Raw genomic sequence first — 21,243 nt, forward strand, 5'->3', positions numbered from 1 at the left:
TTCGATTTCAGCCCGTCGCAAGGTCGAAGATGCGCCCGGCATTGAGGATGTTGTTCGGGTCGAAGGCTGCTTTCAGGCGCCGCATGGCCGCAATCTCTGCATCGCTGCGCACCAGATGCAGCCACTCCTTCTTGTCAAGGCCGATGCCATGTTCGGCCGAAACGCCGCCGCCGGCGGCGGCCACACCGCGGTAGACGGTGCCGTATGCGGCTGCCGGATCCACCGTGCGGATCTGGTAATGCAGATTGCCATCGCCGAGATGGCCGAAGACGTAGATGTCGGCGCCGGGGTCGACGGCCTTGATGGCGGCTTCTGTTTCGTCCAGGAAAGTCGCCATTCTCGCCAGTGGGATGCTGATATCGACGCCAATCAGGCCTGCCATCGAAAACAGGAAACGGTTGGCCTCCTCCCGCACCGCCCAGAGCGCCCGGAATTCGCGCGGCGATTGCGAGACGACCACGTCGTCGATCACGCCCTCCTCGACCGCCTGCATCAGCGTCGCGGCAAAGCGTTCGCCGTCGCGGTCGGGCTCGCTGCCCTGTATCTCGGCAAGCACATAGACGGGCGAGCCCGCGGGCAGCGGCGCCGGCGCGTCCATGCCGGCGATCATGGCGCCATAGAGCGGGGCGAAATTCACCTCATAGGCCGAGAGCGAGGGCCCGAGTTTCTGCCTGAGCAGCGCCAGCAGCGCGATTGCAGCGTCGAGCGAAGCAAGCGCGCAGAAGGCGTTGATCTCGGTGGCCGGCTTCGGGTGCAGCCGCAGGCATGCGCGGGTGACCACGCCGAGCGTGCCCTCACTGCCGATGAACAATTGGCTGAGGTCATAGCCGGAATTGTCCTTCGCCAAACCCTTGAGCGAGGTCAGGATGCCGCCGTCGGCAAGCACCGCTTCCAGGCCAAGCACCTGCGCCCGGTACATGCCGTAGCGCAGCACGCGGATGCCGCCGGCATTGGTGGCGACATTACCGCCGACGGTCGCCGCGCCGCGCGCTCCGATGTCGACGCCGAACAGTAAGCCGGCCGCATCGGCGGCTTCCTGCACCGTTTGCAGCGGCGCGCCGGCCTCGGCGATGATGGTTGCCGCTTCACGGTCGAGGGCTTCAACGGAAGTCATACACTCCAGCGACAGCACCGCTTCGCCGGGTTGGACGCGAGCGCCGCCGGCGAGCCCGGTCCGGCCACCCTGGATGACAAGCCTCTGTCCGGCCTCGTTGCACAGGCGAAGTATGTCCGACACCTCGCCGGCCGTACGTGGACGCAGCACGAACTCCGGCGATACGCCGGCTTTGCCGTCGGGGTCTTCCCTGTAACGCGGCCCGGCCTCATCGGCCGAAACGATCGCCGACCGGTCCAGCCGCTTCTCCAGCCGCGACAGGAGTTCGCCGGTCAGTGGGGACAGAGCGCTCACGGATGGTGTCGTCATGCGCCGCTCCTGTAACAGGCAGGACGATAGACACGGACTGCTGTTTGTCAAACCCACGCGGGACTGCCAGTCGTGGCCGGCCTTCAGCCTCGACCCTTCAAAAACTCGATCACCATTGCCGCGGTCCAGGTGAAACGGTTACCGCCGAGCGGCTCGCCGCTGAGGGGATCGTAATATTCGGCAAAGCCGCTCTCGGCGATCAGGTCGAGACTGGACTGGGTGATCCGTTGTGCGATTTGGCTGTGGCCGGCGGCGGCAAGGCCATTAGCGATCATGTAGTTGACCACCAGCCAGACCGGGCCGCGCCAGTAGCGCTTGGCGTCGAAGCGCGCATCGCCAGGATCGTGCGAGGGGACGATGTAACGCGCTTTGCCGGCGATGCGCTCGATCGTTGCGGCGATGGCCGCTGCCCGGCTTTCCGGAATAGCCGAAAACACCGGCAGAATGCCGCCGACCGACGCGCTGTCAACGTGCTTTCCGGCCACTCGGTCGAAACAAATGTACTGGCTATGTGTGTCGCTCCACAGCCGTTCCATCGTCGAAAGCCCGTTTTCGGCACGGGCGCGGTTGGCTTTTGCGATTTCGGTTTCGCCAAGTGCCTCGGCGAGATCGGCAAGATCGGCGGCGGAACGGATCAGAATGGCATTGAAGCCGGGATCGACGACCTGGAACGGCGAGGCATCGTGCAGCCTGGCATTATCCCAGCCAAGCCCGCGGAAATGCTGCAGCAGCCAGATATAGCGGTCATACTGTGCCTTGGTTGGACGATGCGCCGGATCGGCGTGCAGGATGTCGCGGCGGGTGTAGGGCTCGACGCCTTCGGTCGGCACGTGCTCAAACGCCTCGTCCCAGTCGATCGAGTTGTCGCGACCGGACTCCCATGGGTGGATTATGGCGACCAGCCCTTCGCCGTTCGGGTCGCGGTTTTCGTAGAACCAGCGGTGCCAGGCATCGATTTTCGGCAGCAACACCCGGGCACGCTCGGCCGCCAGCGTCTTGTCCTTGGCCTGGTCAAACAAGCGGCGCACGGCAAAGCCGGCGACCGCCGGCTGGGTGATGCCCGAGGTGGCGGTCGGGCGGTCCGTCCGCCAGACCTCCGGTCCCGGGAAATAGCCGTCGCTCCAGACATGGAAGACGATGTGCGGTACCATGCCGTCCGGCCACTGGTGGGCGAACAGCGTGTCGATCTCGGTCCAGGCTCGAGCCTCATCGTAGTGGGCAAGACCGAGCGCGGTCAGGCAGGAATCCCAGTTCCACTGGAACGGGTAGAGGCCCTTGGTCGGTATGGTGTAGGTGCCTTGGTCGTTTTCCCTGAGCACCTCTACGGCGCGGGCGATGGTTTCGTCGACAGCAAGAGATATCATGGGGCGGTCGTACTTTCAGGATCGAAGGGCGTTTGGATCAAAGCGCGTTGGTGGTTTCGGGGTCGAACCAGCGGATGCGGTCGGGTTTGGGCAAGAGCCGCAGGTGATCGCCGACGGCGACCGTGGCATTCGATTCGAGGATGGCGCGGAACAGGCCGCCCTCGACATCGCAGGTGACCAGCGTGTGCGGTCCGAGCGGCTCGACAACGCGCACGGTGGCGTGCAGCCCTTCGGTGCCGGTGTCGACATCCTCGGGGCGAATGGCGAATTCTATCGTCTGCTTGTCCGATTTGGGGCCGGGCAGCGTCAGCCCGGCGACGGTCCAGCTGCCGTCTGCCGCCTTCGTCGCCAGGATGAAATTCATCGGCGGGTTGCCGATGAAGGAGCCGACGAAGCGTGCGGCCGGATTGCGATAGACCTCTACCGGCGAGGCGGCCTGGACGATATGGCCCTGATGCATGACGGCGATGCGGTCGGCGAGGCTCATCGCCTCGACCTGATCGTGAGTGACATAGATGGTGGTGGTCTTGGACGCGGCGAGCACGCCCTTGAGCTCGGCGCGCATTTCGAGCCGCAGCAGCGCATCGAGGTTCGACAGCGGCTCGTCCATCAGGATCACGTCCGGCTCCATCGCAAGTGCCCGAGCGACTGCCACGCGCTGGCGCTGGCCGCCGGAAAGCTGGCCCGAATAGCGCTTCAAAAGCTGCTCGATGTGCATGAGCTCCGCGGTGCGGTTGACGCGCCCCTCGACCTCCTGCTGCGGCAGCTTCTTCATGCGCAGGCCGAAGGCGATGTTCTCGAACACGGTCAGGTGCGGAAACACGGCGTAATTCTGGAACACCATGGCGATGCCGCGTTCGCGCGGCGGCAGATGGTCGACGCGACGGCCGCCGATCCAGACCTCGCCCTGGCTTGGCGTTTCCAGCCCGGCGACCATCCTCAGCAGCGTGGTCTTGCCGCAACCCGAGGCGCCAAGCAGCACCATGAATTCCTGGTCGGCGATGGTCAGGTCGATCGAATGCAGCGCGGTGAAGCCACCGAAACGTTTTGCGACCTGCTTGATGGCGATCTCAGCCATCGGCGTTCTCTTTTGTGCGCGTCATCGGTTGGCGATCCCCCACATGGCGAACAGATATTTGCGAACGGCGAAGATGAAGATCAGCGCCGGGATGACCAGTGCCGCGCCACCGGCGAATTTGAGGTAGAGCGGCGATTCGCCGAGGCTCTGCAGCAGGAAGGCGGTCAGCGTCCGGTTCTCGATGGTGAGCACGGCGGCGGCAAACACTTCGTTCCAGGAGATGGTGAAGGCAAATACCGCCGACGCCGCGATGCCCGGCAGCGCCAGCGGTAGAATGATTTTTCGGAATGCCTGCAATCTCGTGCAGCCGAGCGTCCAGGCCGCTTCCTCCAGCTCGACTGGAATGCCGGAGAAGAGCGAGAACGTGATCAGCACCGCGAATGGCAGCGCCAGCGTGGTGTGGACCAGCGCCAGCCCGATCGCGGTGTCGTCGAGGCCGGTGCGGATGAACATCACCGCCAGCGGTAGCGCCAGCAGCGGCAGTGGGAAGGCGCGGGTCATCAGCACGAGGAAACGGAACGTTTCCTTGCCCGGGAATTCGAAGCGCGACAGCGCGTAGCCCGCGGGTGCGCCGAAGCCGATCGAGAGGAGCATCGTCAGCGTGGCGACGAGAACGGAGTTCCACAGCGCCCTGGCGACGCCGGCGAAATTGATGAAGAAAGAAAGGCTGCCGAAATCGAATGACGGGAAGAAGCGCTTGGGAAAGGCGGTCACCTCTTCCGGCGACGACAGCGCGTTGACGATCAACAGATAGATCGGCAGCAGCACCCAGATGCAAAGCAGGATGACGGTGGCGACCAGCAACCAGTTGCCGGCTTTGCGGGCCTCAGGCGCGGCGATCGACAGCTCCACCGTGCTCATATCCGCGCCTCCTTCGGCACACGCAGCACCCGCAGGAAGAACAGCGTGAAACCGATCGATATGGCGAGGATGAACAGCGCCATGGCGGCGGCGACATTGCGGTCCTGCAGCGTGAACTGCCAATTGTAGGTCTCGCCCATCAGCACCGGCAGATTGGTGCCGCCGAGTGCTGCAACCACCGCAAAGACCTCAAAGGCAAGGATGACGCGCAGGATGATCGCCGTCTGCAGGCTGGGGCGCAGCAGAGGCAGCGTGATCTTGATGAAGCGCTTCCACGGACTAGCGCCAAAAACCTCCGCCGCCTCGTAATATTCCCGGGGGATGAGCCCCATGCCGGCGACCAGAATGACCATCATGATGGCGGTCGCACGCCAGATCTCGGCCAGCGCCACGGCGATGAAGATCGTCAGCTTGCTCTGGTAGCCGAGGAACATGACCGGCCTGTCGATGACGCCGAGATTGGAGAGCAAGGTGTTGAGGAAGCCGGACTGGTCGAAGATGGCGAGCCAGATCAGCCCAGCGGCGAGATCGGAGATGCCGAGCGGAATAGCGAAGATATAAAGCGCGGCGCTGCGCCCGGCCGCAAGTCGCGACACCATCGTTGCCATCAGCAGCGCCATGACCAGCTGGATGGGCACGACGACGGCGCTGAGAAGCAGCGTGTTGCGAACCGTGACCGGAAATTTCCAGCTGCTGGTCATGGTGCGGAAATTGTCGAGCGTAAAGCCGCCGTCGCGGGTGAACGCCTCGAAGGCGACCAGCGCAAACGGATAGAGGAAGAAGACGCAAAGGAACAGCGTCGCCGGCGTCAGCAGCAGATAGGGCAGGGCCTTGCCGTGCATGGAGCTCTCTCTATTCGAAGCTTCAAAAGGGGTGGGCGCCCGGCGCGCTGGAAATCCGGACGCCCGGGGAGGATTCTTAATCGACGGGACAGGCGCCTTGCGATGGTTTGTCGGGCGCCCAGCACGGCGCTTTCGCCTGGTCGATGATCGCCTTCAGCGCCGTCGCCTGTTCGTCGAGCACGCCGTGCACATCCTCGCCGCCGAGCACGATGCGCTCGAAGCTGTCGGTGTAGATCTGATTGAACTTGCCGCCGAGGCCGCCAAGTCCCATCGGCAGCAGCGCCGGCAGCGCATCCGGGGCTCCGGTCATGGTGGCGATCACTGGGCTGAAGGCCTTCACCGAGGCCGGCATGTCGTCGGGCAGCTTGACGTCGACGATGGGGAAGAAGTTTGTCGCCTTGAGCGTCGCGATCTGGGTTTCCGGTTTCAGCATATAGGCGACCAGTGCCTTGGCCTTGTCCATGTCGGGCGAGGTCTTCGGGATAGCGACGCCGGCGACCACCGGCATGTAGCCGCGGCCTGCCGGGCCGGCCGGCGCCGGGAAGGCGACGAAGTCATCGGGTTTCTGGTTGAAGGCGTCGGCGAGGCGCGCCACGTGATCGAATGCCACCCAGACTTCGCCGGTCAACAGCGGCTCCTGCATGAAGGCATAGTTGGTCGAATTCGGGTTGGTGTATTGCCACAATTCCTTGAACTTGTTCCACGCCGTCTCGGCCTCCGCCGAGCGGAACTTGGTCACCATCGAGCCGGTATACGATGGAAGGAGAAAACCCTCGAAGAAACGGTGCTTCAGCCCTTTCGGGCCGGCCGGAAAACCGAATTTGGGCGAACCGGTCTTTTCAGCGATGTTTTTCGCCCACTCGATCAGTTGGTCACAAGTGATGGTGTTGAGATCGGTGCCGGCCGGCAGATATTGCAGCGCCTGCTTGCTGGCCGCCATCAGAAAGGTGGCCTGCATCCATGGCAGGTACTTCTGCTCGCCGGTGCCGAGCATGCCGAGCTTCTTGTAGGTCTCGTTGACCTTGACGCCACCGAGATCGACGCCAGAGAGATCGACAAGGTCCGCGCCGACGGTGGAGAAGTCTCCGTGCAGGCCGCCGAGCACGCCTATGGTGCCGGAGCCGGCCTGCAGTTCGGCCTGAAGGCGGGTGAGCCAGGGCCCGTCCTCGGCGACCTGATAGTCGACCTGGCCGTCAAACCCCTTCAGCACTTCGCTGCGCATCTTCTGTGTCTCTTCCACTGGTCGCGCCTGTGTCGACCAGAACAACACCTGCTGGGCTTGCGCTGCGCCGGCAGCGAGCGACAGCGCCAGCACGGCGCCGGCCAATATCCGCAAAGCATTCATCGTCATCTTCCTCCCTGGGTTGCGCCGCGAAGCGGGCGTCAGTTCTGTCTTGTGGGTGCCGGGCCATGGCTTGCCCGCGAGACAAGTGTCGGCCGGACCAGCCGCGTCAGTGGCGCGTCCGGCCTGTTGCCGATGACGGTCAGCAGCATCTCGCCGATCTCGCGCGCGCACTGGCGGATCGAGGCGTCGAAAGTGGTTAGCCCCGGCGGCGCATAGGCTGAGGCGGCTATGTTGTCGAAGCCGATCACCGAAAGGTCGCGAGGAATGGCAAGGCCGGCTCGGGCAGCCTCTTCCATCACCGTCAGCGCCAGCTCGTCGAACAGCGCGACAATGGCCGTCGGCCGCTCGGTGGCGTGCAGTAGCCGGTTGATTGCATGGATGCGGGCACCGCGATCGAACCGCGGTGCCGTCGCCACATCGAGCCTGACCGTCGGATCGCCTCGGCGGGCGATCGCGGCAGCGAGCCCATCCTGCCTGAGATGGCGAAACGTCATCGGCTCGGAAATCGTCACCAGGCCGAAATGGCGGTGTCCGAGATCGTAGAGCATGTCGAAGGCCTCGCCGAATGCGTGCGCGCCATCGGTATCGAGCCAATGATAGGCAAAGTCACCGTCGAGCAGCCGGCCATGCGCGACGAACGGAAAATTGCGTTGACGCAGATAGGTAAGCCGCTCGTCGACCTCGGCGATGCGGGTGACGACGACCCCATCGGCGCGTCCGGATTCGACAACATGGCGAAGCACGGAAAGTTCCGACTGGCCCTGCGCCGCTGCGGCCAGGATCAGGTCGGAACCGTGCGAAACCAACCCTTCGCCGAGCCCGGTGACGAATTCGCCGAGGAAGGAATCGACCAGATTGGGGCCGCGGATCGGCAGCACCATGCCGACAAAACCGCTGCGGCCGGAGACTAGCGTGCGGGCTGCCGTGTTCGGCACATAGCCGGCCCGGCGCGCGGCCTCGGTGACACGTTGGCGCGTTTTCAATGCGATCTGCTCGTGGCCGGCAAGGGCGCGCGAAACGGTGGTGATCGACAGGCCGAGCTGTGCGGCTAGTTCCTTGAGGGTGGTAACGCGGCCCGGCATCGTTCCTCCCGAACGAAGTTTGAAACGTTTGTAATCAGTCCAAGCGAAATTGCAAACGTTTTAAATGCGCGCGATCGGTGTTGCTTCTTGCCCGTTGGTTCGCGCGGCCCTGTTCGGCCCCGGGCCGGCAAGCTCCCGGACGGAGATTTAAACGCAGCGGTTGCTTGACTCGGGCGACGCCTTGTGAAAAATTTTGCAGCAACTGATAAAAATATCAAGGGCGGATATGGTTGGTTTTGGCAACGGCCTGCTGCGCGACGACGAGACCGGGATGGCAGCCCGCGCTGCCTGGCTTCACTATGCCGGCGGCCTGACCCAGTCGGAAGTCGCCAAGCGGCTCGGCCTGACCAGCCTCAAGGCGCATCGCCTCATCACCAAGGCCAATCAGGAAGGCCTGGTCAAAGTCTATATCGACGGCGAAGTCTCAGAATGCGTGGAGCTCGAGGACGAGTTGTCCGGCCGTTACGGCCTCGACTATTGCGAGGTGGTCCCGGACTTCGATGCCGAGGACCTGCCGCTCAAGGCGCTCGGCATTGCCGGCGCGCAGTTTCTCAAGCGCGAGATCGAACGCGGCGAAGAGGCGCTGATCGGCGTCGGCCACGGCCGCACGCTTGCCGCCTGCGTGGAATATCTGCCGCGCATATCGGCCGGCAGGATCCGTTTCGTCTCGCTGCTTGGCGGCCTGACGCGCAAGTTCTCGGCCAATCCGCATGACGTCATCCACCGCGTCGCCGAGCGGACTGGTGCGGAAGCCTATGTGATGCCCGTACCGATGTTCGCCAACACGGTCGAGGATCGAACCGTGTTGCTCGGGCAGAAAGGCGTCAGCGATGTCTTCGACCTCGCCAAGTCCGCCGACTTGCTCATCGCCGGCATCGGCACCGCCGAACGTGAGGCCTCGCTTGTCGCTACCGGTATGATCGAGAAGGGCGAGATGGAGGAGATCCGCCGCAATGGCGGCGTCGGCGAACTGCTCGGCCATTTCTTCGACGATGCCGGAAAGGCCGTTGCGACGACGCTTTCCGACCGGGCGCTGGCACTGGCGCGCGAAGACATCAGCAACCGCAGGATTGTCGCCGTCGCCGGCGGCAAGGTGAAGGTTCGCGCCATCAAGTCAGTGCTGGAGGGCCGCTATCTCAAAGGCTTGATAACCGACGAGCGGACGGCGCGATCGCTCGTGGAACAGACGCCGGTCGGGTAGCCGGCAACCATTTCGTTGAAACTACCCTGTGGAGGAGAAGAGAAATGCATGAGAAAGAGAAAGACCTCATCGACGCATTCCTGCGTGGACAAGTCGACCGCCGTGGGCTGATCAAGGGCCTCGGTGCAATGGGCCTTGCCGCCAGCACCGCCGGTACACTGCTCAATTTCGGGCAGACCCGTGCCCTCGCAGCTGATTTCGACTGGCAGGCGCATAAGGGCAAGACCATCAAGCTGTTGCTCAACAAGCATCCTTACGCCGATGCGATGATTGCCAACCTCGACAATTTCAAGAAGCTGACCGGCATGGAAGTCGTCTATGACGTGTTCCCCGAAGACGTCTATTTCGACAAGGTTACCGCCGCGCTGTCGGCCAGCTCGCCCGAATACGATGCCTTCATGACCGGCGCCTACATGACTTGGACCTACGGCCCGGCCGGCTGGATCACCGATCTCAACGAATGGATCAAGGATCCGGCCAAGACCAACCCGAAATATGCCTGGGACGACTTCCTGCCCGGCGTCAAGAATTCTTGCGCCTGGAACGGCCAGCCGGGCGGCGCGCTCGGTTCGGAAGACGCCAAGCAATGGTGCATTCCGTGGGGCTTCGAGCAGAACAACATCACCTACAACAAGGGCATGTTCGACAAGGTCGGCGTCAGCGTTCCCGGCAATATGGATGAAATGGTCGCTACGGCGGCGAAGCTTACCAAGGATGTTGGTGGCGGCGTCTACGGCATCGGCGTGCGCGGCTCGCGCTCCTGGGCAACGATCCACCCGGGCTTCCTGTCGGCTTACGCTAATTTCGACCAGAAGGACCTGAACGTCTCGGCTGACGGCAAGCTGTCGGCCGCGATGAGCACCGCCGAATCCAAGGCTTTCCACAAGCAGTGGGTGCAGATGATCCAGGAGAGCGGCCCCAAGGACTGGTCGACCTACACCTGGTATCAGGTCGGCACCGATCTCGGTGCAGGTGCGTCGGCGACGATTTTCGACGCCGATATCCTCGGCTATTTCATGAATGGCGGCGACAACAAGATGGCCGGCAAGCTCGCCTTTTCGGCGTTCAAGGCCAACCCGGCCGCCAAGGCGCCGACGCCCAATATCTGGATCTGGTCGCTGTCGATGTCCAACTTCTCGAAGGACAAGGACGCCACCTGGTACTTCATGCAATGGGCATCCGGACCCGAGCATGCATTGTTCGGTGCGACCAAGATGGACTTCGTCAATCCGGTTCGTCAGTCGGTCTGGAACGACGAGATGTTCCGCGAGAAGCTGAACAAGAGCTATCCGGGCTACGTCGAGATGTTCGACGTCTCGGCGCCGGGCGCCAGCATCAAGTTCACACCGCAGCCGCTGTTCTTCGATCTCACCACCGAATGGGCGGCGACGCTGCAGAAGATGGTGGCCAAGGAAGTGCCGGTCGACGAAGGCCTCGACAAGTTGGCCGAGAGCATCAACAGCCAGCTCAAGGAAGCCGGGCTCGGCTAAAGCCGCGGCCAAGGCTGGCCCGTCCGCGGGTCAGCCTTTGAGATGTGATACGTTTGCGACGCGGTGCCGAGCGGTACCGCCTGCTCGCCCGACCGGCCGCCTTGCTCCCTTGGGCGGCCGGGACGGCGAAGCAACAGAATGACGGAGCAGCAGATGACTGCGGCGACAATACAAAGAAACAGGCCGTCGGGCTTCAGGATCAGCAAGCGGGTGCTGCCCTATCTCCTTAGCTTGCCGGCCTTGCTGGTCTGCATCGGCATCCTGATCCCGTTCTTCACATCGGTGGTCTATTCTTTCCAGCGCTACCGATTGAGCCAGCCTTGGGCGCGGCAATTCAACTGGGGCGACAACTATATCTCGTTCTTCACCGACCCGAAGTTCTGGAACACGCTGCAGGTGTCGCTGCTCTACGCCGGCATCACCGTCGTGCTCGAGTTGCTTCTCGGTCTCGGCATCGCCATGCTGCTGCAAAAGCGCTCGACGCTGAACAACTTCATCTCGATCATGCTGTTGATGCCGCTGATGACGGCGCCAGCGCTCGCCGCGCTGATGTGGAAGCTGATGACCAATCCCGGCTTTGGCGTGCTCAGCTATCTCGCCAGCCTGATCGGGCTGCAGGATTTCCGCTGGGCCTCGTCGCCCTCGACGGCACTGCTCACCGTCGTGCTTGTCGACATCTGGGTCTACACGCCCTTCATCATGATCCTGCTGCTTGCCGGTCTGCGCAGCCTGCCGACGCAGCCCTTCGAGGCGGCAGCACTCGACGGCGTGCCGCGCAGCTTCGTGTTCTTCCGCATCACCCTGCCGATGCTAACCCCCTATATCCTGACGGCGACATTGTTCCGCCTGCTCGATTCCATCCAGCAGTTCGACATCATCTACGCCATGACCCAGGGTGGTCCGGGCGACACGCTGACCGTGTTCCAGGTCGAGGCCTATCTCAACTTCTTCCAGTCGACCAATGTCGGCCGCTCGGCGGCGCTGATGATCATCCTGTGGGCGATCACCTATTTCCTCTCGAACATCTTCATCAAGAACTGGCTGCGGCTGCGCGAACGCGCCCGCGGCCAGGCATAGGAGGCTGGCATGGAACATACCTCCCTTCTCGAACGCATCCTGCGCGGCATAGCCCTGGCGCTGGTCGTGATCTTCTTCATGTTCCCGATCGTCTGGATCCTGATGATGTCATTCCAGACCAACGAGACAATCCTGCGGATTCCGCCACAGCTTGTCTTCGAGCCGACGCTCGCCAACTACACCGCCTTGATCACCGGCAAGCTGATGACGGCGGCCGGCACGCTCGACATCGCCTTCATGCGCAATCTCTGGAATTCCGTCTTCCTGTCGGTCACCTCGGTTGCCGTCGCGTTGCTGCTCGGCGTGCCGGCCGCCTATGCGTTTGCGCGGCATAAGTTTCGCGGCTCGGAGGACATTGCCTTCACGCTGCTGTCGTTCCGTTTCGCGCCGGCGCTGCTGGTGCTTTTGCCGCTCACCCTCTATTTCCAGAAGCTCGGGCTGGCCAATACCTATATCGGGCTGATCTGGGTCTACCAGCTGATCTGCCTGCCGCTGATCCTGTGGATCGTGCGCGGCTATTTCGAGGATATACCGGCCGACATCGAATACGCCTACCGCATTGCCGGACATTCCTGGTTTGCTACCTTCCGCAAGATCGCGCTGCCGCTCGCCGGCCCAGGCATTGCCGCTGCCGGCCTGCTCGCCTTTATCTTTGCCTGGAACAATTTCGTTTTTGCGCTGGTGCTCGCCTCGGCCGACAAGCAGCCGGTGACGGTCGGCGCGCTCGCCTTCATCACGTCCTCCGGCATCCAGTATGGCCAGATTTCGGCGGCGATCGTGCTGTCGATCACGCCGACCCTGGCGCTCGCTCTCTATGCGCAACGCTATCTGGTCGAAGGCCTGTCGCTTGGCGCGGTGAAAGGATAGTCCGATGGCAAGCCTCGAACTGCGAAACATCGTCAAGCGCTATAAAAGCCAGACCGTTCTCGACAATCTGTCGCTGACCGTCGCCGACGGCGAAACGCTGGTCCTGTTCGGACCGTCCGGCGCCGGCAAGACGGTGCTGTTGCGGCTGGTGGCCGGGGTCATCGACCCCGACGAGGGAAAGATCCTCATCGGCGGCGAGGACATGACCGATCTCGACGCCGAGTTCCGCGGCGTCGGCATGGCATTCCAGAACTTCGCGCTGTTCCCGCATATGACGGCGTTCGACAACATAGCCACGCCTCTGCAGGCGAAGCACTCATCGCAGGGCACGATAAAGACCGGCGTCGAGAGCGTCGCTAAGCTGTTGAAAATCGGCCATGTGCTCAGCCACAAGCCGCGGGCGCTGTCCAACGGCCAGAAGCAACGCACCGCGCTTGCCCGCGCGTTGGTCGGCTCGCCGCCGCTGCTGCTGCTCGATGATCCCTTGCGCAACGTCGATGCCAAATTGCGCTTCGAAATGCGCCTCGAGCTGCCAAGGCTGCTCGCCGATCGTGGCGCGACCGTCATCTACGTCACCCAAGACTACAAGGAAGCGATGGCGCTCGGCGACCGCATCGCGGTGATGTCGCAAGGCGTCGTCAAACAGCTCGGCACGCCCGAGCAGATCTATCGCGAGCCGGCCAATGTCGAGATTGCCCGGCTGTTCGGCGACCCGACCATCAACCTTCTGGACGTCAAGCCGTCGCGGGACGCCAAGGGCATCTATGTCGGCCTGTCCAACGTCCAGGTCCATCTTGCCGGCGCGCATGAGGCGGCGGTCGGCCGTGATTGCGTGATCGGCCTGCGGCCGGAGGCTCTGGCGTTTGTTGATGAAGGCACGCCCGGCGCCATCCCGGTGACGGTCGAGGCTGAGACGCCGCTCAACGAGAAGATCGTCACCCTGGCGCGAACCGTGCGCGGCCGTGAAATCTTGGTCTCGCGTCCGTCCGGGACACCTGGCCAATCCGAGGGCAGGGCGCATATAGCCGTCGACAGCAAAAGCGCCCTGCTGTTCGATCGCGCGAGCGGCGAGCGCATTGGCTCGAAAAACGTCGTCAATTTGCGCAGTGGAGAAGCGGCATGAGCCCAAGCGCAATCACCCTCTCAGGCGTCGACAAGTTCTACGGTCCGATCGACCGCGGTGTGCATGCGGTCAAGAACCTGACGATGGAAATCGCCAAGGGCGAGATCGTGGCGCTGCTCGGCTCGTCCGGTTGCGGCAAGACCTCGACATTGCGTATGATCGCAGGCTTCGAAGAGGTCTCGCGTGGCACCATCGCGGTTGCCGGCCGCAAGGTGCACACGTTGCCGCCGGTCAGGCGCAACGTCGCAATGGCCTTCGAGGGCTATTCGCTCTATCCGCCCCTGACCGTGCGCGAGAACATGGCCTTCGCCCTCAAGGCGGCCAGGCTGGCGAAGAGTGCGGTCGATGCAAAGGTTGCCAACATCGCCAAGCTGCTCGAGATCGAGGACATTCTCGAGCGCTATCCGAGCTCGATCTCCGGTGGCCAGCAGCAGCGCGCCAGCCTCGGCCGGGCGCTGATCCGCGAGGCCGACCTGCATCTGCTGGACGAGCCGATGGGCCAGCTCGAGCCGCAGCTTCGCGCCGTGCTGCGCGGCCGCATCAAGCATTTCATCAAGGAGCGTGGCCTGACCGCGATCCTGGTCACGCACGACCAGACCGAGGCCAATGCGCTGGCCGATCGCATCGCCGTCATGGAGGGCGGCGTGCTGCAGCAGTTCGATACGCCTGACAGGCTCAAGGAACGGCCGGCAAACCTGTTCACCGGCACCTTCGTCGGCGAGCCGCCGATGAATGTCTTCGAGGCCTATGTCGGCACGGCTGCCGACAAGATCAGTCTCAAGCTGCCCGACGGGCTTTCGCTCGACTACGACAAGGACGCGTTCAGCGGCCCAGTTCGCGATGAATTGCTCAACCGGCAACGCGTCGTCATCGGTGTCAGGCCCTATGCCGTCCGCCGCTCCAAGGACGGTGTGCCGGCCACGGTTTCGGCCAATCAATGGCTCGGCGACCAGACCCATATCGCCGCCGACTTCGCCGGCGGCTCGCTGGTTCTGGTCGAACATGACCGGACTCGCCTGGAACTCGGGGCGCCTATCAAGGTCAGCATCGATCCAAAAAACCTGCACGTCTTCGATCAGGCGAGCGGCGACGCCATTTCGCACGGCACGGAGCTTGCCTGATGCGGGATGTGCTGATCGGCATCGACGCCGGCACGTCTGTTATCAAATCCGTCGCCTTCGACACGGCGGGCAGGCAGATCGCGGCAGCCGCGCTGCCGAACAGATACGAGACACTGCCGGGTGGCGGCGCCGAGCAGGACCTAGTCCGCACCTGGGCCGATACCGCGACGACCTTGCGCCAACTGGCCGACAAGGTGCCGGATCTCGCCAGCCGGACCATTGCCATCGCCGTGACCGGGCAGGGCGACGGCACCTGGCTGATCGACAAGGATGGCGAGCCGGTGGCCAAGGGCTGGCTGTGGCTCGACGCGCGCGCTGCCGCCGTCGTCGAGGAGATCCGCGCGCGGCCCGAAGACCGGCTGCGCTTCGAAAAGACCGGCAGCGGGCTCGCTGCCTGCCAGCAGGGGTCGCAATTCGTCTTCATGAAGCGCCACATGCCCGCGATGCTTGCCAATGCAGCGACGGCGTTCCACTGCAAGGACTGGCTTTATTTCAAGTTGACCGGCCAACGCGCCACCGACCCGTCCGAAGGCACCTTCACCTTCGGCGACTTCCGCACGCGCAGCTATTGCGACGATGTTCTTGAGGTGCTCGGCGTCACCGATCTCAGGCATCTGCTGCCGCCCATCGTCGATGGCACCAGGCAAAGCACCGCACTGTCGGCGACAGCAGCCGATGCGACCGGCCTGCTTGCCGGCACGCCGGTCGTTCTGGCCTATGTCGATGTCGCCTGCACGGCGCTCGGCGCCGGCCTGTTCGATCGCGAGCGCAAGCCGGGATGCTCGATAATCGGCTCCACCGGAATGCATATGCGGCTTGCCGAGACGCCGGACGAGGTTCTGCTCAACGAAGCTGCAACCGGCTACACGATGACCATGCCGGCACCGGGCGTCTTTGCGCAGATGCAGTCGAACATGGCGGCAACGCTCAACATCGACTGGGTCCTCGGCCTCGCCTCCGGCATTCTCGCCTCGCAAGGTATCACGCGGACCAATGGCGAGATGATCGCGCTGGTCGACCAGTGGATATCGTCGTCCGAGCCAGGCTCGCTGCTCTACCAGCCCTATGTCTCCGAGGCGGGCGAGCGCGGCCCGTTCGTCGATGCCAATGCCAGGGCCGGTTTCGTCGGCATTTCGTCCAGGCACGGCTATGCCGACATGGTTCGTGCGGTGTTCGAAGGGCTGGCTTTCGCGGCACGCGATTGCTACGCCGCCATGGGGCCGCTGCCCGAGGAAATCCGCCTGACTGGTGGAGCGGCCAGGAGCCCGGCTCTGCGCAAGATCCTGGGTGCTGCGGTCGGCGCCGACATTCGCACCAGCGAGCGCGAGGAGGCCGGTGCTGCGGGCGCTGCGATGATTGCTGCGGTCTGCGTCGGCCAGTACGCATCAATGGACGATTGCGTCAGTGAATGGGTCACGCCTTTGCTCCGTGCGGCCGAACCTAGCGACCGAAAACTTGCCGCTGCCTACGAGGCGATTGTTCCGTCCTACACATTGGCGCATGAGGCGCTGCGGCCGGTCTGGCGTTCGCTGGCCGCATCCAGACAAACTGACGTGAATTGAGAAGAGCATGCCCAACAAAATTGCGATCATCGGCGACCGCTTCATGCTTCCGGAAGTGTTTCGCGAGAAAATCGAAGCGGCCTGCGGCGATAATCTCGACATCCGCACCATTGAGACCGCATGGCCCGACGAGCCGATGGAATTCGGCAATGCGGCGCTCGGCCTCGACAAGGTCAAGGAATATTTCGGTGATCCGGACGAGGTGGTCGATTTTATCGGCGATGCCGAAATCTTCGTCACCCAGCTTGCGCCGCTTTCCGAAACCATGATGCAGCGCTTGCCGGCGCTCAGGCTGGTTGCGGTGTCGCGCGGCGGGCCGATCAACATCGACATGGCTGCCGCCAACGCCCATGGCATCACCGTGGTCAATGTGCCCGGCCGCAACGCCAGCGCGGTGGCCGAGTTCACCATCGGCGCCATTCTCGCCGAGACGCGGCTGATCCGCGTCGGCCACGAAGCCTTGCGCAAGGGCGAGTGGCGCGGCGATCTCTACCGCGCCGACCGCACCGGCCGCGAGCTCAATGAAATGACCGTTGGCGTCATCGGCTATGGCAATATCGGCACCAGGCTGGTTCGGCTGCTGCGCGCATTCGGCTGCCGCATCCTGGTCTCCGATCCCTATGTGCAATTGAGCGTCGAGGACCGCAATGCCGGCGTCGAGCTGGTTGCGCTGGACGATCTCCTGTCGCGCTCCGACGTGGTCACGCTGCATTCCCGGGTCACCGAGGAGACGCGCGGCCTGATCGGCAAGGACGCCATCGCCCGGATGAAGCCCGGCGTGATCTTCGTCAATACCGCGCGCGGACCGCTGGTCGACTACGATGCGCTCTACGAGGCGCTCGTCTCGGGGCAGATCGGCAGTGCCATGCTGGAGACGTTCGCCGTCGAGCCGGTGCCCGTCGACTGGCCGCTGCTGCAGCTCCCGAATGTGACGCTGACGCCGCATATCGCCGGCGCGTCGGTACGCACCGTGACCTACGCAGCCGAGCAGGCGGCCGAGGAAGTGCGCCGCTTCATCGCCGGTCTGCCGCCGGCCAATCCATGCTGACGACAGGGCATAGAGCGAGATGAGCGGTGACAGCGAAATCGTCGACCTCTTCGTCATCGGCGGCGGCGTCAATGGCGCCGGCATCGCGCGCGATGCGGCAGGCCGGGGGCTGTCGGTCATTCTTTGCGAAAAAGACGATCTCGCCGAAGGCACCAGTTCTAGATCAGGAAAGCTCGTCCATGGCGGTTTGCGCTATCTCGAATATTACGAGTTCCGCCTGGTGCGCGAGGCGCTGATCGAGCGCGAGGTACTGCTGGAATCCGCACCGCACATCATCTGGCCGATGCGCTTCGTGCTGCCGCACAGCCCGGATGATCGGCCGGCCTGGCTGGTCCGGCTCGGCCTGTTCCTCTACGACCATCTTGGCGGCCGCAAGCGGCTGCCGGCCACTCGCACGCTTGACCTGCGCACCGCACCCGAGGGCGCGCCGATCAAGGACAGCTTCAAACGCGGCTTCGAATATTCCGACTGCTGGGTCGACGACGCCCGCCTGGTCGTCATCAACGCGCTCGACGCCGCGGAGCGTGGGACCAGGATATTCACCCGCACTGCCTGCACCGCCGCCCGCCGCGAAAACGGCCTGTGGTCGGTGGAGATGCGCGACGGTCGAACCGGCGTCAGGACCACGGTTCGGGCACGGGCGCTGGTCAACGGCGCCGGCCCCTGGGTCAATGACATCATCAATCGCGTCGCTGGCCAGAATTCCAGGCGCAACGTGCGCCTGGTCAAGGGCAGCCACATCGTCGTGCCGAAATTCTGGGAAGGCCGGCAAGCCTATCTCGTCCAGAACAGCGACAAGCGCGTGATCTTCATCAATCCCTACCAGAACGATCTGGCGCTGATCGGCACCACCGACATTCCTTATGACGGGCGGCCGGAAGACGTGACCGCCGACGCCAGCGAGGTCGACTACCTGATTAAGGTGGTCAACCGCTACTTCAAGCGCCAGCTTGCGCGCAGCGACGTCGTCTACTCGTTTTCCGGCGTCAGGCCGCTTTATGACGACAATGCCGACAATCCGAGCGCGGTCACCCGCGACTATATTTTCGAGCTCGACGTGGCGGCGGGACAGGCGCCGCTGCTTTCCGTCTTCGGTGGCAAGATCACCACCTTCCGCAAGCTGGCCGAGCACGCGCTCGACCGCATCGCCCCGTTCTTCCCGAAGATGGGCAAGCCGTGGACCTCGAAAGGACATCTGCCAGGCGGCGATATCGCCAATGCCGATTTCGAGCAGTTCCTCGGTGACCTCGGCCACGAATATCCCTGGATGCCGGCCTCGCTGGTCAAGCATTATGGCCGGCTCTACGGCACAAGGACGCGTGATCTGGTCGGCGCGGCCGGTTCGCTCGCTGAACTGGGGCGGCGCTTCGGCAAGGATTTGTTCGAGCGCGAAGCCAATTACCTGTTCGAGCATGAATGGGCCGAGACGGCCGCCGATATTCTCGAACGGCGCACCAAACACGGACTGCATCTGTCCGCCGCAGAAAGAACCGCCTTCGAAGACTGGTGCTCGAGCCGGCTGGCGAAGGCAGGCTGATGGCCTTTACGCTGTCCCTCAACACCAACCCGCTGGTCAATCGTTTCGCCGAACCGGACGATCTGATCGATGCGATCGCCTACGACATCGGCATCCGCGACGTGCAGCTCACGCATGAATTCGTCAATCCCGGTTGGCCGGCGGCGACGATCGCCAAATTCATCCGCCTGTTCCGCTCCGCTCTCAACCGCACCGGCGTGCGTGTGACCTCCGCGATGACCGGCCCCTACGGCCGGCTCAATCATTTCGGCCATCCCGATGCCGACGTGCGGCGCTATTATGTCGACTGGTTCAAGACCTTTGCCGAAATTTCGGCCGAGCTCGGCGCCCGCGGCATGGGCACGCAATTCGCGATCTTCACTCATCGTGACTATGACGATCCCGAGCGTCGCGCGCGGCTTTTCGAGATCGCGCTGGAATGCTGGCGCGCGGTCGCCGAGCACGCCAAAGCGGCCGGCTTGACCTACCTGTTCTGGGAGCCGATGTCGGTCGGCCGCGAGTTCGGCCATACGATCGAAAGCTGCCGGACGCTGCAGAGCGAGATCGATGCGGCCGGCATGGCGATCCCGCTCAAGATGATGGTCGATATCGACCATGGCGACGTGACGTCGAGCAATCCGGACGACATCGACCCCTATGCCTGGGCCGAAGCCTTTCCAAAGGAATCGCCGATCATCCACGTCAAGCAATCCTCAATGAACAAGGGTGGCCATTGGCCGTTCATTGCCGCCTACAACAAGGACGGCCGCATCACGCCGGAAAAGCTGCTGGACACTGTTCGCCGTGGCGGCGGCGTCGACAATGAGATCTGCCTCGAATTGTCGTTCCGCGAACGCGAGCCCGTCGACCACCAGGTCGTCGCCATGATCCGCGAATCGGTCGACTATTGGGCGCCCTTCATCGAGGCCGGCAGGGCCGGTCTTTTGCCGAAAGCATGATGGATGAGCAGGTGCCGACGCGGCTCCTGCTCAGAACCGGAATATGTCAGCCGAATTTCGGATCGAGACTGCCCGACTTGTAGCGCTTGGCCATTTCCGAGACCGGCAGCGGCTTGATCCTCGGTGCGTTGCCGGCAGTGCCGAACTGCTCGAAACGCTCCTTGCACAGCTTCCGCATGGCGGCCATCGCCGGCGTCAGATATTTGCGCGGATCGAATTCGCTCGGGTTCTCGGTCAGCACCTTGCGGATCGCGCCGGTCAGCGCCATGCGGTTGTCGGTATCGATATTGATCTTGCGCACGCCATGCTTGATGCCGCGCTGGATTTCCTCGACCGGCACCCCCCATGTCGGCTTCATCTGGCCGCCATATTTGTTGATGATCTCCTGCAGCTCCTCCGGCACCGAGGACGAGCCGTGCATGACGAGGTGCATGTTCGGCAAGCGGCGGTGGATTTCCTCGATGACGTTCATGGCAAGCACCGCGCCGTCCGGCTTGCGGCTGAACTTGTAGGCGCCGTGGCTGGTGCCCATGGCGACGGCCAGCGCATCGACACGGGTGTCGCGCACGAACTGTTCGGCCTGAACCGGGTCGGTCAGCAGCTGATCGTGGCTGATGACGCCCTCGACGCCATGGCCGTCCTCCTGTTCGCCGCCGCCCATCTCCAGCGATCCGAGAACGCCGATCTCGCCCTCCACCGACACGCCGCCCCAATGCGCCATATCGACGACGCGGCGGGTGATATCGGAATTATAGCCGTAGTCGGCCGGCGTCTTGCCGTCTTCCTTCAGCGATCCGTCCATCATCACCGAGGTGAAGCCGTACTGGATTGCGGTAACGCAGGTCGCTTCGTTGTTGCCATGGTCGAGATGCATGCAGACCGGGATATCAGGATGGATTTCGACCAGCGCGTCGATCAGCTTGGCCAGCACGACATCGTTGGCGTAGGCCCGCGCGCCGCGGCTCGCCTGCAGGATGACCGGCGATTTGGTCTCCTCGGCTGCCTCCATGATGGCGAGGCCCTGTTCCATATTGTTCATGTTGAAGGCAGGCACGCCATAACCGTATTCGGCGGCATGATCGAGCAATTGTCTCAGTGTGATGCGAGCCACTCAGTAGTCTCCCGTATCCGGTTTCGAGCCAGTGTTTGCGGGCTGTTCGGCTATTGTCGAGCCCGCTAAAGCTTCTGGCCGGATTTCCGCTGCACCGCAACCGCTGGACGCCCGGCCGACAGCAATTCTTGTTACGGCACGCCGTCAGAAACGTCATGATATCCCAGGCAGAT

The 21,243-nt window shown here is 63.4% G+C and carries 18 protein-coding genes; 10 read left to right on the forward strand and 8 right to left on the reverse strand.

The features are described 5' to 3' along the window. Positions 1 to 7: 7 nt before the first annotated feature. From NKJ09_RS04950 to NKJ09_RS04980, 7 genes are all read right to left on the reverse strand, one after another. Entirely contained in the window at positions 8 to 1,423 is a 1,416-nt protein-coding gene (locus NKJ09_RS04950) for an FAD-binding oxidoreductase (protein WP_352493960.1), read from the reverse strand. A gap of 83 nt (positions 1,424 to 1,506) precedes the next feature. Next, a complete protein-coding gene (locus tag NKJ09_RS04955) occupies positions 1,507 to 2,787 on the reverse strand; it encodes an amylo-alpha-1,6-glucosidase (RefSeq protein WP_023716716.1) in 1,281 nt (426 codons plus the stop codon). A gap of 37 nt (positions 2,788 to 2,824) precedes the next feature. Beyond that, positions 2,825 to 3,865, reverse strand: coding sequence for an ABC transporter ATP-binding protein (locus tag NKJ09_RS04960; protein ID WP_352482714.1), 1,041 nt, complete (start codon positions 3,863 to 3,865; stop codon positions 2,825 to 2,827). A 21-nt stretch (positions 3,866 to 3,886) separates the two neighbouring features. Beyond that, the gene (locus NKJ09_RS04965) at positions 3,887 to 4,726 is read right to left on the reverse strand and encodes a carbohydrate ABC transporter permease (protein ID WP_352493961.1); all 840 of its coding nucleotides are present in this window, start codon (positions 4,724 to 4,726) and stop codon (positions 3,887 to 3,889) included. After that, complete coding sequence (locus tag NKJ09_RS04970) at positions 4,723 to 5,568, reverse strand: carbohydrate ABC transporter permease (RefSeq protein ID WP_023716719.1); 846 nt, start codon at positions 5,566 to 5,568, stop codon at positions 4,723 to 4,725. Before NKJ09_RS04970 ends, NKJ09_RS04965 begins: the two co-directional genes overlap by 4 nt. Positions 5,569 to 5,644: 76 nt before the next feature. Continuing rightward, the gene (locus tag NKJ09_RS04975; protein WP_352493962.1) at positions 5,645 to 6,913 is read right to left on the reverse strand and encodes an ABC transporter substrate-binding protein; all 1,269 of its coding nucleotides are present in this window, start codon (positions 6,911 to 6,913) and stop codon (positions 5,645 to 5,647) included. A gap of 38 nt (positions 6,914 to 6,951) precedes the next feature. After that, positions 6,952 to 7,995, reverse strand: a complete 1,044-nt coding sequence (locus tag NKJ09_RS04980; RefSeq protein WP_352493963.1) for a LacI family DNA-binding transcriptional regulator — start codon at positions 7,993 to 7,995, stop codon at positions 6,952 to 6,954. Between the two features lie 226 nt (positions 7,996 to 8,221). Here NKJ09_RS04980 and NKJ09_RS04985 point away from each other — a divergent pair, with 226 nt between their 5' ends. The 10 genes from NKJ09_RS04985 to NKJ09_RS05030 all read left to right on the forward strand — a co-directional run bounded on the left by NKJ09_RS04985 (position 8,222) and on the right by NKJ09_RS05030 (position 19,959). Next, complete coding sequence (locus tag NKJ09_RS04985; protein WP_023676028.1) at positions 8,222 to 9,196, forward strand: sugar-binding transcriptional regulator; 975 nt, start codon at positions 8,222 to 8,224, stop codon at positions 9,194 to 9,196. A gap of 44 nt (positions 9,197 to 9,240) precedes the next feature. Next, positions 9,241 to 10,686, forward strand: coding sequence for an ABC transporter substrate-binding protein (locus tag NKJ09_RS04990; RefSeq protein ID WP_352762403.1), 1,446 nt, complete (start codon positions 9,241 to 9,243; stop codon positions 10,684 to 10,686). 153 nt (positions 10,687 to 10,839) lie between these two features. Next, the gene (locus tag NKJ09_RS04995; RefSeq protein ID WP_023716724.1) at positions 10,840 to 11,763 is read left to right on the forward strand and encodes a carbohydrate ABC transporter permease; all 924 of its coding nucleotides are present in this window, start codon (positions 10,840 to 10,842) and stop codon (positions 11,761 to 11,763) included. Positions 11,764 to 11,772: 9 nt separating this feature from the next. Next, positions 11,773 to 12,630: a carbohydrate ABC transporter permease gene (locus NKJ09_RS05000; RefSeq protein WP_023676025.1), complete on the forward strand. Its 858-nt coding sequence runs from the start codon at positions 11,773 to 11,775 to the stop codon at positions 12,628 to 12,630. Between the two features lie 4 nt (positions 12,631 to 12,634). After that, on the forward strand, positions 12,635 to 13,753 hold the full coding sequence (locus NKJ09_RS05005) for an ABC transporter ATP-binding protein (protein WP_023716726.1): 1,119 nt from the start codon (positions 12,635 to 12,637) through the stop codon (positions 13,751 to 13,753). After that, the gene (locus NKJ09_RS05010) at positions 13,750 to 14,874 is read left to right on the forward strand and encodes an ABC transporter ATP-binding protein (RefSeq protein WP_023716727.1); all 1,125 of its coding nucleotides are present in this window, start codon (positions 13,750 to 13,752) and stop codon (positions 14,872 to 14,874) included. The genes NKJ09_RS05005 and NKJ09_RS05010 overlap by 4 nt, the downstream gene beginning before the upstream one ends. Next, positions 14,874 to 16,436: an FGGY-family carbohydrate kinase gene (locus tag NKJ09_RS05015; RefSeq protein ID WP_023716728.1), complete on the forward strand. Its 1,563-nt coding sequence runs from the start codon at positions 14,874 to 14,876 to the stop codon at positions 16,434 to 16,436. The genes NKJ09_RS05010 and NKJ09_RS05015 overlap by 1 nt, the downstream gene beginning before the upstream one ends. A 7-nt stretch (positions 16,437 to 16,443) precedes the next feature. Further along, entirely contained in the window at positions 16,444 to 17,484 is a 1,041-nt protein-coding gene (locus NKJ09_RS05020; RefSeq protein WP_352493965.1) for a 2-hydroxyacid dehydrogenase, read from the forward strand. 19 nt (positions 17,485 to 17,503) lie between these two features. Beyond that, positions 17,504 to 19,021: a glycerol-3-phosphate dehydrogenase gene (locus tag NKJ09_RS05025; protein ID WP_352493966.1), complete on the forward strand. Its 1,518-nt coding sequence runs from the start codon at positions 17,504 to 17,506 to the stop codon at positions 19,019 to 19,021. Next, positions 19,021 to 19,959 (forward strand): sugar phosphate isomerase/epimerase family protein, encoded by a 939-nt coding sequence (locus tag NKJ09_RS05030; RefSeq protein WP_023716731.1) that lies wholly within the window; start codon positions 19,021 to 19,023, stop codon positions 19,957 to 19,959. The genes NKJ09_RS05025 and NKJ09_RS05030 overlap by 1 nt, the downstream gene beginning before the upstream one ends. A 46-nt stretch (positions 19,960 to 20,005) precedes the next feature. Here the strand turns inward: NKJ09_RS05030 and fba are convergent, their stop codons facing one another. Further along, on the reverse strand, positions 20,006 to 21,070 hold the full coding sequence (gene fba, locus NKJ09_RS05035) for a class II fructose-bisphosphate aldolase (protein ID WP_352493967.1): 1,065 nt from the start codon (positions 21,068 to 21,070) through the stop codon (positions 20,006 to 20,008). Between the last annotated feature and the right edge of the window lie 173 nt (positions 21,071 to 21,243).

This window comes from Mesorhizobium sp. M0189, assembly GCF_040322135.1.
In the GTDB taxonomy this organism is placed as follows: domain Bacteria; phylum Pseudomonadota; class Alphaproteobacteria; order Rhizobiales; family Rhizobiaceae; genus Mesorhizobium.